Here is a 15,362-nt window from a genome sequence, read left to right as displayed (position 1 = left end):
TGATGACCGACCTCCCCAAGACGATGAAAGCCATGGTTCTCAAGGGCCATGGCGACCTCGACGCCTATGAATGGCACGAAGACTGGCCGGTGCCAGAGCTCTCGCAACATGAGGTCCTGATCAAGGTCGGCGCCTGCGGTCTCAACAACACCGACGTCAACACACGCACCGGCTGGTACTCCAAGGCGGTGGATCAGGCGACCACCGGCGGCGCCTATGAAACGGTCGATGACGAAGACCCCACCTGGGGCGGTCGGCCCATCACCTTCCCGCGCATCCAAGGTGCCGATGTGGTCGGCCGCGTGGTCGCCGTTGGCCCCGACACCGACCCGAGTTTCATTGGCAAACGGGTCATGGTGGACGGCTGGCTCCGCGATTGGTCCGATCCCGATAACAAAGATAAAACAGGCTATTACGGCTCGGAATGCGATGGCGGTTATGCCGAATACACCAAGGCCGACACGCGCGGCATCATGGTGGTCAACAGCGACCTCTCGGATGCCGAGCTGGCGACATTCCAATGCTCCTACACCACCGCCGAGGGCATGCTGTCGCGCGCCAATGTCGTGGCGGGCGACACGGTGCTGATCCCCGGTGCCTCGGGCGGTGTCGGCGGCGCGCTCATTCAGCTCGCCAAGCGCCGCGGGGCTCGCACCATCGCGCTCGCCTCCGAGGCCAAACATGCCGAGGTCGCCGCCCTCGGCCCCGATCTCATCCTGCCCCGCAGCCCCGACAATCTCCGCGCGGCCCTTGGCGATGAAAAGATCACCGTGGTCGCCGATGTGGTCGGCGGGCCGCTTTGGCCCCAGCTCATCGACGTGCTCGAACGCGGCGGCCGCTACACCTGCTCCGGCGCCATCGCCGGTCCCATGGTCGAGCTCGACCTGCGCACATTTTACCTGCGAGATCTGACCTTTACCGGCTCGACCGTGATACCGCCGCATATCTTCCCCGACGTGGTCACCTATATCGAACGCGGCGAGCTGCGGCCGATGCTGGCCGCCACTTATCCCTTGCGCGATCTGCCCAAGGCGCAGGCGGCCTTTATCGACAAGGCCCATGCCGGCAATATCGTCGTGGTGCCGTGATGGACCCACGCTGGACCACCCTCCTGCAAGAGGCCCGCGCGGCGCATGGGGCGACCCCTGAACTGCGCGATTTCTGCGCCTTCCCCGACGCCCTGCGCGATCAGCCGGGCGATCCACGCCCCGACCCGCTGGCCGTCACGCTACAGGACGCACCGGGCGACACCTCCGCGCGCTGGCAAGGGTTTCGCGACGCCGCCTGTGCCGTGGGCCCCATCGCCCGCTGGCGTGACACCTATCGGCACACCGCCATTGGCGCCGATCTGCACCGGCATTTCGGCTGTTACGAGCTGCTCGGTCAGGACGCCCCTTATGGCACAGAGCAGATGCGCGGCTTTCTCGTCTATCAACGCCCCGGCTATCACTACCCCCCGCATCACCACCCGGCGGAAGAGATCTATCTCGTGGTGGCGGGCGAGGCCGAGTTTCATCTCGACGGTCATGCCCCGCGCAGACTTGGCCCCGGCGGCACGGTCTTTCACCCCTCAGGCGTGGCCCATGCGCTCACCACCCATGACAGCCCCGTGCTTGCCTGGGTGCTCTGGCGCGGCGAGATGGACACAAGACCGGTCTTTTCCGATCCCGCCCTGCAAGGCGAGGCACAGCGATGAGTGGCCGCGCTGCCCTGACCCATCTGCTCGAGGCCGCGCGCGACTGGCACGAGGCCCTGCCCGAGTTCCGCGCCTTCGCGACTTGGCCGGAGGATCTGCGCTGGGCCGACAGGCCTGCCCATGCGCTGCCGGTGATCGACCACCTCACCCGCGACCCGGGCCATGCCAGCGATCAGAGCCAGCCCTTGCGCGATGCGCTCGTCGCCGCCGCCCCGCATGTGGAATGGCGGCACAGCTATACCGAGGCCGAGGTGGGCCGCGATTTCCTCAACCGTTTCGGCTGGTTCGAACTGGCCGGGCCCTCGGGGCATTTCCTGACCCAGAGCCTGCGGGTCACCGTCGGTTATTGGGGGCCGGGGCTCGATTATGGCTGGCATGAACACCTGCCAGAGGAGCTCTACTCCGTGGTCTCGGGCCGGGCGCTCTTTCACCTGCGCAACGCCCCTGACCTGATGCTCGAACCCGGACAGACGCGCTTTCACCCCGCCAACGCGCCCCATGCCATGACCACCCTGACCGATCCGATCCTGACGCTCGTGCTCTGGCGCGGCGCGGGGCTCGGCGATGATCCGAGAATGAGCCAATGAAGATCACCCGCATCGACATCCATCGAACCGACCTGCCCGTGCGCGGCGGTGTCTACCGCCTCTCCGGGGGCCGCGAATACCACAGCTATGACGCCACGATCGTCTCGATTGAGACCGACACCGGCCTCACGGGCTGGGGCGAGAGCACACCCTTCGGCAGCACCTATATCGCCGCCCATGCCGGCGGCACCCGCGCCGCGCTGGAGCTTCTGGCGCCCGCGATCCTCGGCATGGACCCGCGGCAGCATGACCGGATCTGGGACCGGATGCGCGACACGCTCAAGGGCCATCGCGACGCGCGGGCCGCGCTCGACATCGCCTGCTGGGACATCGCGGCCCAGGCCGCAGGCCTGCCGCTCTGCGACATGACCGGCGGCCGTGTGGCCGGGCCGGTGCCGGTGATCTCCTCCATCGGCGGCGACACGCCCGAGGCGATGCGCGCCAAGGTCGCGCGGCACCGGGCGCAGGGCTTCAAGGGCCATTCCATCAAGATCGGCGCCTCCGAGGCCGAGGGCGGCCCCGCGCTCGATGCCGAGCGCATCACCGCCTGCCTCGCCGACCGCCAGCCCGGCGAATGGTATCTCGCCGATGCCAATAATGGCCTCACGGTGGAACATGCGCTTCGCATGCTGTCGCTCCTGCCGCCCGGTCTCGACATCGTGCTCGAGGCCCCCTGCGCGAGCTGGGCCGAGACCAAATCGCTCCGCGCCCGCTGCGCCCTACCCCTGCTGCTCGACGAGCTCATCCAGACCGAGACCGATCTCATCGCCGCCATCCGCGACGATCTCTGCGACGGCGTCGGGCTCAAGGTGAGCAAACAGGGCGGCATCACGCCCATGCTGCGGCAGCGCGCCATCGCGGCGGCGGCAGGCATGGTGATGTCGGTGCAGGACACCGTGGGCAGCCAGATCAGCTTTGCCGCGATCCTGCATCTGGCGCAATCGACACCCCGGCATCTGCTGCGCTGCGCCCTCGACACCCGTGCCATGACCACCGCCGAGCTGGCCGAGATCGACGCGCCCTTGCGCGACGGCGGCGCCTCTGCGCCCTCCGATCCCGGCCTCGGGCTGCGGGTCAACCGCGACGCGCTCGGCACCCCGGTCAAGACCTTTGGAGACCCGATATGAGCCATTGCACCGCCACCACCCTCATCGACGATGCCCGCACCCGCGTCACACGGTTTGACTTTGAGCCGGGCCAAAACACCGGCTGGCACCGGCACGAGATGGATTACGTCATCACCGCGATCACCGACTGCCACATGCGGCTCGTTCATCCCGACGATAGCGTGACCGAAGTCACCGTGCCCGCCGGCACCGCCTATGCCCGGGACGCGGGCGTCGAACATGACGTGATCAACGCGGGCGACACCGCCATGAGCTTTGTCGAGATCGAGCTCAAACCCCGCGCCGACTGACCACAGACGCCCCAGCGACCCACCGCCCAAGGACCCACGCCCATGCGCATCACCCGCATCCGCCTCTACAAGACCGATCTTCCCTATGTGGACGGCAGCTATGGCTGGGGCGCAGGCAATGCGATCACGGTCGCCCGTGCCTCTGTCGTGGTGATCGACACCGACGCCGGGCTGCAGGGCTGTGGCGAATTCACCCCCTGTGGCGAGAACTACATGATCGCCCATTCCGAAGGGGTCGATGCCTTCGCCCGGCTCGCCGCGCCGCAGCTTCTCGGCCAGGACCCGCGACAGGTGGCGCGGATGGAACGGCTGATGGATCACCTCGTGCAGGGGCATGGCTATGCCAAGGCCCCGTTTGACGCGGCCTTCTGGGACATTCTCGGCCAGGCCACCGGTCAACCGGTCTGGATGCTTCTGGGCGGCAAGCTCTGCGATGGCGCGCCGATGTACCGCGTCGCCCCACAGCGCAGCGAGGCCGAAACCCGGGCCGAGCTCGCCCGCCACCGGGCCGCCGGCTACCGCCAGTTCCAGATCAAGGTCGGCGCCGACTGGCAGAGCGATATCGACCGCATCCGCGCCTGCCTGCCGCTGCTCGAACCGGGCGAAAAGGCCATGGCCGACGCCAATCAGGGCTGGCGCGTCGACAATGCCATCCGCCTCGCCCGTGCCACACGCGATCTCGACTATATCCTCGAACAACCCTGCCGCAGCTATGAGGAATGCCAACAGGTGCGCCGCGTGGCCGACCAGCCGATGAAGCTCGACGAATGCGTGACCGGGCTTCACATGGCCCAGCGCATCGTGGCCGACCGTGGCGCCGAAATCTGCTGTCTCAAGATCTCCAATCTCGGCGGGCTCAGCAAGGCACGCCGCACCCGCGATTTCCTCATCGACAATCGCATGCCCGTGGTGGCCGAAGACAGCTGGGGCGGCGAGATCGCCAGCGCCGCCGTCGCCCATTTCGCCGCCTCCACACCCGAGGAGTTTCTGATCAACTCCACGGATCTGATGAATTACAACACACGCTCGACCGGGCTAGGCGGCCCCACGGTCCACCAAGGTCGCCTCTATGCCAGCGACACCCCCGGACTCGGCGTCACCCCCGATTTCAACAGCCTCGGCGCCCCCGTCGCCGACTGGGCCCTGCCCTGATCCCAAGGACCTGCAGCATGCGCATCACACGGCTCACCGTCTTTCATCTCGATCTGCCTCTGGCCAAGCCCTATTGGCTCTCCGGTGGGCGGCTCAAATTCGACCGGCTCGACAGCACCTATCTGCGCATCGACACCGACGAGGGCGTCACCGGTTGGGGCGAGGGCTGCCCCTGGGGTCATAGCTACCTGCCCGCCCATGGCCCCGGGCTGCGCGCCGGGATCGCCACGCTGGCGCCGCATCTTCTGGGGCTAGACCCGCGCAGCCTCGATCATGTCAACCGGGTGATGGACCTGCAATTGCCGGGCCATTCCTATGTCAAATCCCCCATCGACATGGCCTGCTGGGACATTCTGGGGCAGGTCGCGGGCCTGCCGCTCTGGCAGCTCCTGGGCGGCGAGGCCGCGACGCCGGTGCCGATCAACTCGTCCATATCCACCGGCACCCCGGATCAGATGCTCGGCCTGATCGCCGAGGCCGCGGCGCAGGGCTATCGCACCCATTCCGCCAAGATCGGCGGCAGCGACCCGGCACAGGACATCGCGCGGATCGAGGCGATTTCCGCGGGCCTGCCCGACGGCCACCGGGTGACCTTTGACGTCAACCGCGCCTGGACCCCTGCCATCGCGGTCGAGGTGCTCAATTCCGTCCGCGCCCGCGACTGGATCGAACAGCCCTGCCAAACGCTCGACCAATGCGCCCATGTGGCGCGGCGCGTGGCCAACCCGATCATGCTCGACGAATGCCTGCACGAGTTCTCCGATCACCTCGCCGCCTGGTCGCGCGGCGCCTGCGAAGGCGTCAAGATCAAGCCCAACCGCGTCGGCGGGCTGACCCGCGCCCGACAGATCCGCGATTTCGGCGTCTCCGTCGGCTGGCAGATGCATATCGAGGATGTGGGCGGCACGGCGCTGGCCGACACCGCCGCGCTGCATCTCGCCGCAAGCACGCCCGAGGCCAACCGCCTCGCCTCCTGGCTGGGCCATGCCCATCTCGCCGATGATCCGATCCCGGGCCAAGGTGCGCGCAACCGCGACGGGCTCGCCACGCCGCCCTCCGCCCCCGGGCTCGGCGTGATCCCCGACCCCGAGGCGCTGGGCCGACCGGTGGCCTCTTATGACTAAGACTTCTTCTGGCTCGAAATATCCTGGGGGAGGCCGCAGGCCGGGGGCAACGCCCCCTCGCCCCCCATTGCCCAAGGACCCACATTCATGAAACTCACCCGGCTCAGCCTCTGGCACATCCCGCTCACCAGCCACGAGACCTATTACATGGCGGGCGGCAAGACCTGCGACACCACCATGACGACGCTGATCCGGCTCGACACCGATAGCGGCCTGTCGGGCTGGGGCGAGGTCTGCCCGATCCCGCATTACCTGCCCGCCTATGCGGATGGCGTGGCCCCGGCGCTGACCGAGCTCGCGCCGATCATCCTTGGCGCTGACCCCCTCGGGGCCGAGGCGCTGATGGAGCGTTGCAACGCCTATCTCCTGGGGCATGATTACGCCAAATCCGCCCTCGACATCGCGCTGTGGGACATCACCGCCCGCGCCGCAGGACTGCCGCTCCATGCGCTACTCGGTGGGCGGGCGATGGCGGATATGCCGCTCTACCATTCGATCACCTGTGTCGCCCCCGACGAGATGGCCCGCATCGCCCGCGACGCCCAGGCCCAGGGCATGACGCAATTCCAGGTCAAGCTCGGCGCCGATGGCGATTGGCAGGCCGATGTCGCCCGGCTCAGCCACGTGCGCGAGGCGGTCGGCCCCGGCCCGCTGGTCTATGGCGACTGGAATTGCGGCTCTGACAGTCTCACCGCCAGCCGCGTCGGCCGCGCCGTGGCCCATCTCGACGTGATGCTCGAACAGCCCTGCCGCACCATCCAGGAATGCGCCGCCGTGCGCGATGCCACCGGCCTGCCGATGAAGCTCGACGAGACCGCCCATGACATCCCAAGCCTGCTCGACGGGCACCGGCGCGGCTGCATGGATGCGGTGGCGCTGAAACTGTCGAAATTCGGCGGGCTCTCGGCGACCCGCCGGGCCCGCGATCTCTGCCTCGCTCTCGGCACCCGCATGTGTATCGAGGACACCTGGGGCAGCGACGTGACCACCGCCGCGCTGTTGCACCTGGCCGCCGCCACCCCGGCGCGCGGGCTGATGAACACCTGCGATCTCTCGCATTACGTGGGCCCGCGCCTCGCCCCCGATGGGCCGACCCGCCACATGGGCCGCATCGCCCCGCCCGAAGGCCCCGGCCTCGGCATCACCCCGGATATGGACGTGCTCGGCACGCCCCAGCTCATTCTCGACTAAGGACCAGAAACATGACCCAGACCGATTGGCCCGCCCGCGCCCGCGCCGTCCTGCCCGGCGGCGGCTTTGGCAATTTCGACCCTTCCATCACCATCCGCGAGGGGCGCGGATCGCGCGTCTGGGACGAAGAGGGCCGCGACTATGTGGATTACCTCATCGGCTCCGGCCCGATGCTGCTCGGCCATGGCCATCCCGAAGTGCTCGAGGCGGTGATCGAACAGCTCCCCAAGGGTCAGACCTTCTTTGCCAACAACGCCGCCGGGATCGAGCTCGCCGAAGTGATCTGCGCCGCCGTGCCCTGCGCCGAACAGCTGCGCTATGTCTCCTCGGGCGGCGAGGCCGATATGTATGCGATCCGCGCCGCCCGCGCCTTTACCGGGCGCGACAAGATCGTGAAATTCGAGGGCGGCTATCACGGCATGTCCGCTGAGGCACAAATGTCTCTTGCCCCCACCAACCGGCTCAACTTTCCGCAGGCCCAGCCCGACAGCGCCGGCATCCCGCAAAGCGTCGCCGACGAGATGCTCATCGCGCCTTTCAACGATGCCGAGTTCATCCGCTCGCTGCTCGCCGAACATGGGGACAAGGTGGCCGGGCTCATCGTCGAGCCGCTGCAGCGGATCATCCCGCCCGCCCCGGGCTTTTTGCAACTCCTGCGCGAGGAATGCGACCGCTATGGCATCGTGCTGATCTTCGACGAGGTGGTGACCGGGTTCCGCTTTGCCTATGGCGGCGCACAGGACCTCTATGGCGTGACGCCCGATCTGTGCACGCTGGGCAAGGTGATCGGCGGCGGCTTTCCTCTCGCCGCCCTCGCCGGGCGCGCCGACATCATGGCGCATTTCGACAAATCGGCTGTCGGGGCGGAGCGCTGGCTCATGCAGCTTGGCACGCTTTCGGGCAATCCGGTGGCGGCGGTGGCCGGGCTCAAGACGCTCGAAATCCTGCGCCGCGACGGCCAATATGAGCAGCTGCGCGCCAATGGCCGCAGGGTGATGGAGATGATGACCCGCGCGCTCGACGCCGAGGGCATCGCCCACCGCATCGTCGGCGACGAGACCCTGTTCGAGCCGGTCTTTACCGCCACAGATCCCCGCGATTACCGCGATGTGCAATCGGCAGATGCCGCCGCCTCGGCCCGGTTCAACGCGGTGCTGCGCGCCGAAGGCATTTTCAAATCGGGCGGCAAGACCTACCCGAGCCTGGCGCTCACCGAAGAGGATTTCGCCCGCACCGAGGCCGCCATCACCCGCGCGGCTCAGGCGCTCAGCGAGCGCTGAACCACCTCTCCCGACCTTCGACGGTCCGCGCGCGCAAGGCGCGGGCCGTTGCCTCCCGACGACAGGTGGCGAAAATTCACCGAACGGCAAGGCGTTACCCTTTTGCGCCCTTGGCAGCGCGGTCTCAGTGTGTTTAAAAAATCCGAAACTAACATTCGGATATACTGAAATGACCCAAATGCCCAACGTCCATGATGCCGAGCCGATCCCCGAAGCCGCCCGCGCCGAAATCGACCGTTTGCTGCTGTCGGGTGATCTCTTCCGCTATACCGCGCCGCAAGACGCACCGGTCGCGCTCTTGGAACGCGAATTCGCCGCGCTGCTGGGCACGAAATACGCGCTCGCGGTGTCGAGCTGCTCTGCCGCGCTCTTCCTGTCGCTCAAGGCGCTCGACCTGCCCCGCGACGCCCGCGTGCTCATCCCCGGCTTTACCTTTGCCGCCGTGCCCTCGTCGGTGGTCCATGCCGATTGCGTACCGGTGCTCTGCGAAGTGGGGGAAAACTACCGCATCGACATGGCCGATTTCAAAGCCCGGCTCGACGATGTGCAGGCGGTGATTGTCAGCCATATGCGCGGCCACACCTCGGATATGGATGCGATCCTGTCGCTCTGCGCGGCCCGTGACATCCCGGTGGTCGAGGACGCGGCGCATTCGCTCGGCACGCTCTGGCATGGCGAGAAAATCGGCACGCTGGGCCGGGTCGGCTGTTTTTCCTTCCAATCCTACAAGATGGTGAACGCGGGCGAAGGCGGCATTCTGGTCACCGACGATGCCGATCTGGTGGCCCGCGCCGTGATCATGTCGGGCGCTTATGAACATAACTGGGCCAAACATGTCGATGGCGACGATCCGGCGCTCTCGGAGGCCTTCGCGCGCTGGCAAAACAAGCTGCCGCTCTACAACCTGCGGCTCAGCAACCTCTCCGCCGCCGTCATCCGCCCGCAGCTGCCGCTGCTGGCCGAGCGGGTGCGCCGCGGTCTCGAGAACCACGATTACGTCGCGGACAAGCTCAACAGCTCGCCGGTCCTGTCGGTGCCCGCGCCGCTGGTGGCCGAAACCCGCGCCCCGGATTCGATCCAGTTCAACCTCGTCGGTCTCAGCGATGACGAGGTCACCCGCTTTGCCGAAGCCGCCGCCGCGCGCGGCATCAAGGTGCAGATATTCGGCAAGAGCGCCGACAATGCCCGCGCCTTCTGGAACTGGCAATTCCTGCCCGGCGGCGCGCCCGAGCTGCCGCGCACCCGCGACATGCTGATGCGGGCCTGTGACGTGCGCCTGCCGGTGCGCCTCACACGGGATGAGCTCGATCTGATCGCCAATGCGCTGCTGGCTGCGGCGGCAGAGGTGCAAGGCCCGCTGCGCGTCTACGGCACCTGATCAGAGCAGCGTCAGCTTACCCTTGAGAAAGCCATGTTGGGCCAGCGCTGGCCCGACAATCACCTCCTGCAGGATCGGCTTGAGCGTCGCCGCCACATTCGTCGGCATATCCTGCAAGATCCCCTTGCGCGCGGTCAGGCTGATGGTCCGGCTCAGCGGCTCGAACGGCAGGTCGAACACGTCGATCTGCGACGCGAACCGCTGCGCCCGCTGCAGCGCCAGCGGCGTCAGGATGGTCCAGCCCTGCCCCTGCCCGACCATCGCCAGAATGGCGTGATAGCTGTCGAGCTCGAAGCGATGCGGCAGCGCGATATTCTGCCGCGCCAGATGCGAATTGATCAGCCGCCCCATGTAATGGCGCGGCGTGTATTGGATGAGCGGCAGCCGCTTGAGCTGTCGCAGCACATTGTCAGGATCGCGCACCGCGCCCTTGGGCGCCGCCACCACGAAAGGTTCGCGCAAAAGCGGGTGCAGCTCGACCCAATCCGCCTCGCCGCCGATCTCTGCCGCCACGATCACGTCGAGCGTGCGCGCATCGAGCAGATCATGAAGATGATGGCTCGCCCCGGTCTCCAACAGGAACTGACAGCCCTTCAGCTCGCCCGCCATATGGGTGAGCAACCGGGGCGTCACATCGGCTTCGAAATCCTCGATCATGCCAAGCCGGAACCGGGTCAGCATCGACAGGTCCGACATCGCCAATTCGGCCCGCGCCTGCGCCGCCTCGTTGAGGATCGCCTGCGCCCGGCGCTGCATGATCTCGCCCGCCGTGGTCAGGCGCACGGGCCGCGCATTGCGGTCGAGCAAGGTCGCCCCCACCGCGCTCTCGAGATTGGTGAGCTGCTGGCTCACGGTCGAGGGGCTCGCCCCCAGACGCCGCGCCGCAGCCGAGATCGACCGCTCATCGGCGGCGGCCATGAACACTTCAATCCCCCAAAGGGTGATCCGCCCCGGACTGTCGACCATGTGACCTTACTTGCTCAGCTTGGACAGCTTCTGCTGCAGTTCCGCCAGTTGCTGCTTGATCTCGTCGAGGTTCTTGTCCTCGCTCTCGGCTGGCTTGGGCTTGGTGGCGGTCTCGTCGCCCGCCTCCTCCGCCGCGCCACCGGGCATGGTGCTGCCAAAGGTCTTGAACCCGCCCATCGCCTTGAGAAACGCCTCCTGCTGGGCGCGCAGCGCCTCCATCCCCGGCATCCCTGCCAGCGGGTTGGCACGCTGCATGTTCTCCATCATGGTCGTTTGCCCCTCGCGCAGCATCTCAAAGCTCTGCGCCAGGAACTCCGGCACCATGGAACTGGCTTGCGTGGTATAGCTGCGCACGAGGTCAGTCAGCACGTTGATCGGCAGAACATTCTCGCCGCGGCTCTCATGCTCGGCAATGATCTGAAGCAGATATTGCCGGGTCAGGTTGTCACCCGATTTGAGATCGACGATCTGCACTTCGCGGCCATCGCGGATGAACTGCGCGATGTCTTCCAGCGTGACATAATCCGAGGTCTCGGTGTTGTAGAGCCTGCGGCTGGCATATCGTTTGATCAAGAGTGGTTTGTCGGTTTCACCCACGCGGCTGGCCTCCCGGTTCATGCCGCAATATGCGGCGCCACAGCACAGCTTAACCGATGCGCGGGAAAAAGAAAGGGCGAGCATGAAGCTCGCCCTTTACAGGATGCACCGCCTTGATTGGGAGGAGGAGGACGGTGCGAAAATCCGTATCGCTTACTTGGCAGCAGCGCCGGCTTTCTTGGCAGCAGCAGTCACCTCGTCGGTGGCTTTCTTGACGGCCTTGGTGGCGTCTTCCTGCATGGATTTGCCGGTCGCCATCATCAGCTCGACGGTTTCCATCTGAACTTTTTTCGCGACTTCTGCGAAGGCTGCCATGTTCTCGGCGGCCACTTCGGCATTGGCCGATGCGAAATCGGTCATCGCCTTGGCGTAATCGGCGGGCTCTTCCTTGGCTTTGGTCACGTCAGTGGCGCGGGCCAGGGTTTCTTTGGTCCATTTGCTGGAAATCTCGGCCGATTGCTCTGCGGCTTTGAGGGCCACTTGCGAGAATTTCTCGTTCAGAGCGGCTTGATTCTTGAACGCGTCTTCCAGGGCTTTGGTGTCCACCGGGAACGCACCCAGGAAGTCCTGCATCATGGTGCTGAAGTCTTGTGCTTTAGCCATTGGTCTTCTCCTTAGATCGTTCTGCGGGGTCTGCCCGCGTTTCTGCGATTGCAAACAATATGAATGCTGCACTGCAGCAAATCAAGGTTTTTCTGCAGTGCAGCAAAAGTTTTTTCGCATGCAGCGATCAAGGGGATGATTTGCTTAGGAAACTTCCGTGGCTTTGCGGCGCACATACTCTCCCGGGGCCGGGCAAATCGGCGGATATTCCTCGGATCCGGGCGTTCTCGCCGTTGTTTTCTTACCCGAGCGCTTGCGAATCCATGCCTCCCACAGAGGCCACCACGACCCGTCATTGCGCGTCGCCCCCTGGAACCATTCCTCCGAGGATCCGCTCAGATCCTCATTGGTGTAATGGCCGTATTTCTTCTTGGAGGGCGGATTGACAATCCCCGCAATATGACCGGATTCCGAGACGACAAAGGTTTTCTCCTTGGACCCCATCTTCTGCACCCCGCGATAGCAATCGCGCCAGGCGGCAATGTGATCGGTCTCACAGGTGATCGCCATCAGGGGCACATCCACATCCGCCACGCTGAGCGTTTCACCCATGAGATCGAACCCACCCTCGGCGAATTCATTGCGCTGGCAAAGGCCGCGCAGATATTGCATCGCCATGCGCCCCGGCAGGTTGGCCCCATCGCCATTCCAATAGAGCAGATCAAAGGCGGGCGGCGCCTCGCCCATCATGTAGGACCGGATGGCAGGCGTGTAGATCAGATCGTTCGAGCGCAGGAAACTCATCGTGCGCCCAAGGATAAAGGCCCGCATGATCCCCTGCGCCGCGACCTCGGCCTCGATCCCGTCGATGAAATCATTCTGCAGGAAGGGGGTAAACTCGCCCTGCTCCGAAAAATCCGTGAGCGCGGTAAAGAAGGTGGCGGATTTGATCGACTTGTCGCCGCGCTTTTTCAACAGCGACAAGGTCAGCGCCAGCGTCGTCCCGGCGATGCAATAGCCCACCGCATTGACCTTCTTCTGCCCGGTGACCGCCTTGGCGATCTCGATGGCCTTGAGATAGCCCTTCTCGACATAATCCTCCATGCCGAGCTCGGAATGGCTGGCATCCGGGTTCATCCAGGAAATGACAAAGAGTGTATAGCCCTGATCGACGATCCAGCGGATCAGGCTGTTTTGCTCTTTCAGGTCGAGAATATAGAATTTGTTGATCCACGGCGGAAAGAGCACGATCGGCGTCGCATGCACCTCTTCGGTGCTCGGCGCATATTGGATGAGCTCCATCATCTCGTTGCGATAGATCACCTCGCCCGGCGCGGTGGCGATATTGCCGCCAAGCTCGAACGCCGCCTCATCGGCCAGCCGCACCACCAGCTCGCCATTGTTGGCCTCGATATCGGCCACGAGGTTCTCCAGCCCCCGCACCAGGCTCTCGCCCTCGGTCTCGACCGCCCGTTCAAGAGCATCGGGATTGGTGCCAAGGAAATTGGTCGGTGACATGAGATCGGCGATCTGGCGCGCGAAATAGTTCAGCCGGCGCTGCTCGGTCGGGCAGAGATCATCCATCTCCGACACGGTCCGCGCCAGCGCCTCGCGGTTGAGCGCATATTGCTGCTTGATATAGCGGAAATAGGGATTGCTCTTCCAAAGCGGATTGGCAAAGCGCTTGTCGCCCGCGAGCGGATCTTCGTCCTCTTCCATGGGCTCCGCAGCTTTGCCCTGCAATAGGGCCTGCTGCGCCTCCATGAAATGGCGCACGGATTTCCCCCAATATTCGAGCTGCTGCTCATAGATCTTGCCGGGGTTCTCCACCGCCTCGGCCCAGGCTGAAAGCGCTGCGCGTGCAAACAGGTCCTGGGACGGACCGTTGAGCGTCGGATTGGCCGGGTTGCGCCGCGCAAAGGCCGCGATCAGCCGCTCGGTGAGCGCCTCAACCCGTTGCAGATTAACATTAAGCCTGTCCAAATTCGCAGCTGCCACATCCTCTTGCGTTGCCATCTTAATAATTTCCTCGTACTCTCGCTGCTATGCAGCATTTGCTTGCAACCAAAGCTGCACCTTGTGACCATTACTCCGGCAGATGCCGGGAAAGGACGAATGCATGCGGTACATGGCGACATATGACCTCATGGAGACCATGCGGAATACCAACCAATGGCTTGGTGCAACGGCCCTTTCTCTGGCATCCTATCCCATTTTCAGCATGGTACCAAACCCTGCTTTGAGCTGGATGGCCGCTTGGGGCGAAGTCACCGAACGCAGCTTTCAGCGGATGGTTGTCAAACCTGACTGGGGTATCGAATCGATCACCGGCGAAGACGGGCGCGATCACTTGATCACTGTCGAACCCATCGTCTCGCGCCCCTTCGGCGATCTCATTCATTTCGACGTGGCCGGGCGGGATCCGATGGATCGCCGGGTGCTTCTCGTTGCGCCGATGTCGGGCCATTACGCCACCTTGCTGCGGTCTACCGTCAAATCGCTATTGCCCGATTGCGACGTCTATGTGACGGACTGGCACAATGCCCGCGATATTCCGGTGAGCGAGGGCAAGTTCGACGTCGAGGATTACACGCTCTATCTCGCCGATTTCATGCGCGCGCTCGGCCCCGACACCCATGTCATCGCCGTCTGTCAGCCCGCGCCGCTGACCCTCGCCGCCGCCGCCTATCTCGCCGAACAGGACCCTGACGCCCAGCCCCGTTCTCTGACACTCATCGGCGGCCCGATCGACCCCGAGGCCAACGCCACCGATGTCACTGACTTTGGCCGCCGCGTCACCATGGGGCAGCTCGAAGAGACGATGATCCAGCAGGTCGGCTTCAAATATCCCGGCGTCGGGCGCAAGGTCTATCCCGGCCTGCTGCAGCTCACCTCCTTCATGTCGATGAATGCCGAACGCCACGCCACCGCCTTCAGCGATCAGATCGGCCGCGTCGCCCGTGGCGAAGCCAGCGACCGCGACCCGCACAACAAGTTCTACGACGAATATCTCGCCGTGATGGACATGCCCGCCGAATTCTATCTCTCGACCGTGAAACGCATCTTCAAGGATTGCGAGATTGCCCGGAACGACTTTAGCGTCGAAGGCCGCAAGATCGACATCGGCAAGATCACCAAGATCGCCGTCAAAACCGTCGAAGGCGGCAAGGATGACATCTCGGCCCCCGGCCAATGCGTCGCGGCGCTCGATCTTCTGACCGGCCTGCCCGCCGACAAAAAGGCGAGCTATGTCGAACCCAACGCCGGGCATTACGGCATTTTCGCAGGCCGCTCCTGGCGCGAAAACATCCGACCCTTGGTGCTCGATTTCATCGACGCCAATTCCGAGGCCCCGGCCGAGCGCAAGCGCACCAAGCCGCGCGCCAAACACGCCAATAAAAACGCCGCGGCCTGATCCGCGGCGTCCCTGC

General features: G+C 65.0%; 15 protein-coding genes. 11 read left to right on the top strand and 4 right to left on the bottom strand.

The genetic code is table 11. The features are described 5' to 3' along the window. Positions 1-2 precede the first annotated feature (2 nt). From ISM_RS13925 to ISM_RS13880, 10 genes are all read left to right on the top strand, one after another. Positions 3-1,088: an alcohol dehydrogenase family protein gene (locus ISM_RS13925; protein ID WP_009814828.1), complete on the top strand. Its 1,086-nt coding sequence runs from the start codon at positions 3-5 to the stop codon at positions 1,086-1,088. Further along, complete coding sequence (locus ISM_RS17795) at positions 1,088-1,696, top strand: dimethylsulfonioproprionate lyase family protein (RefSeq protein ID WP_009814827.1); 609 nt, start codon at positions 1,088-1,090, stop codon at positions 1,694-1,696. The genes ISM_RS13925 and ISM_RS17795 overlap by 1 nt, the downstream gene beginning before the upstream one ends. Beyond that, complete coding sequence (locus ISM_RS13915) at positions 1,693-2,283, top strand: dimethylsulfonioproprionate lyase family protein (RefSeq protein WP_009814826.1); 591 nt, start codon at positions 1,693-1,695, stop codon at positions 2,281-2,283. Before ISM_RS17795 ends, ISM_RS13915 begins: the two co-directional genes overlap by 4 nt. Beyond that, entirely contained in the window at positions 2,280-3,410 is a 1,131-nt protein-coding gene (locus ISM_RS13910) for a mandelate racemase/muconate lactonizing enzyme family protein (RefSeq protein WP_009814825.1), read from the top strand. The genes ISM_RS13915 and ISM_RS13910 overlap by 4 nt, the downstream gene beginning before the upstream one ends. Next, positions 3,407-3,700, top strand: coding sequence for a cupin domain-containing protein (locus tag ISM_RS13905; RefSeq protein WP_009814824.1), 294 nt, complete (start codon positions 3,407-3,409; stop codon positions 3,698-3,700). The genes ISM_RS13910 and ISM_RS13905 overlap by 4 nt, the downstream gene beginning before the upstream one ends. A gap of 42 nt (positions 3,701-3,742) precedes the next feature. Further along, positions 3,743-4,852 carry a mandelate racemase/muconate lactonizing enzyme family protein gene (locus tag ISM_RS13900; protein ID WP_009814823.1) on the top strand — a complete coding sequence of 370 codons (1,110 nt, stop codon included), beginning with the start codon at positions 3,743-3,745 and terminating at the stop codon, positions 4,850-4,852. Between the two features lie 17 nt (positions 4,853-4,869). Further along, a complete protein-coding gene (locus tag ISM_RS13895; protein WP_009814822.1) occupies positions 4,870-5,976 on the top strand; it encodes a mandelate racemase/muconate lactonizing enzyme family protein in 1,107 nt (368 codons plus the stop codon). Positions 5,977-6,063: 87 nt separating this feature from the next. After that, a complete protein-coding gene (locus ISM_RS13890; RefSeq protein WP_009814821.1) occupies positions 6,064-7,167 on the top strand; it encodes a mandelate racemase/muconate lactonizing enzyme family protein in 1,104 nt (367 codons plus the stop codon). A gap of 11 nt (positions 7,168-7,178) precedes the next feature. Beyond that, on the top strand, positions 7,179-8,447 hold the full coding sequence (locus ISM_RS13885; RefSeq protein WP_009814820.1) for an aspartate aminotransferase family protein: 1,269 nt from the start codon (positions 7,179-7,181) through the stop codon (positions 8,445-8,447). Between the two features lie 169 nt (positions 8,448-8,616). Then, positions 8,617-9,825, top strand: a complete 1,209-nt coding sequence (locus tag ISM_RS13880; RefSeq protein ID WP_009814819.1) for a DegT/DnrJ/EryC1/StrS family aminotransferase — start codon at positions 8,617-8,619, stop codon at positions 9,823-9,825. On the opposite strand, the gene ISM_RS13875 is transcribed toward ISM_RS13880, so the two are convergent. The 4 genes from ISM_RS13875 to ISM_RS13860 form a co-directional block, all read right to left on the bottom strand. Then, positions 9,826-10,791, bottom strand: a complete 966-nt coding sequence (locus ISM_RS13875) for a LysR family transcriptional regulator (protein WP_009814818.1) — start codon at positions 10,789-10,791, stop codon at positions 9,826-9,828. Positions 10,792-10,797: 6 nt separating this feature from the next. Then, positions 10,798-11,409 (bottom strand): polyhydroxyalkanoate synthesis repressor PhaR, encoded by a 612-nt coding sequence (gene phaR, locus ISM_RS13870; RefSeq protein ID WP_009814817.1) that lies wholly within the window; start codon positions 11,407-11,409, stop codon positions 10,798-10,800. A 132-nt stretch (positions 11,410-11,541) separates the two neighbouring features. Then, on the bottom strand, positions 11,542-11,991 hold the full coding sequence (locus ISM_RS13865) for a phasin family protein (protein WP_040618099.1): 450 nt from the start codon (positions 11,989-11,991) through the stop codon (positions 11,542-11,544). 144 nt (positions 11,992-12,135) lie between these two features. Further along, positions 12,136-13,947 carry a PHA/PHB synthase family protein gene (locus ISM_RS13860; RefSeq protein ID WP_009814815.1) on the bottom strand — a complete coding sequence of 604 codons (1,812 nt, stop codon included), beginning with the start codon at positions 13,945-13,947 and terminating at the stop codon, positions 12,136-12,138. Positions 13,948-14,050: 103 nt separating this feature from the next. On the opposite strand from ISM_RS13860, the gene phaZ reads away from it, so the two are divergent. Then, entirely contained in the window at positions 14,051-15,346 is a 1,296-nt protein-coding gene (phaZ, locus tag ISM_RS13855; RefSeq protein WP_040618098.1) for a polyhydroxyalkanoate depolymerase, read from the top strand. The last annotated feature ends 16 nt before the right edge of the window (positions 15,347-15,362 follow it).

The sequence above is a fragment of the Roseovarius nubinhibens ISM genome (genome assembly GCF_000152625.1).
Classification (GTDB): domain Bacteria; phylum Pseudomonadota; class Alphaproteobacteria; order Rhodobacterales; family Rhodobacteraceae; genus Roseovarius; species Roseovarius nubinhibens.
This window is presented reverse-complemented; position numbering and strand designations above follow the sequence as displayed.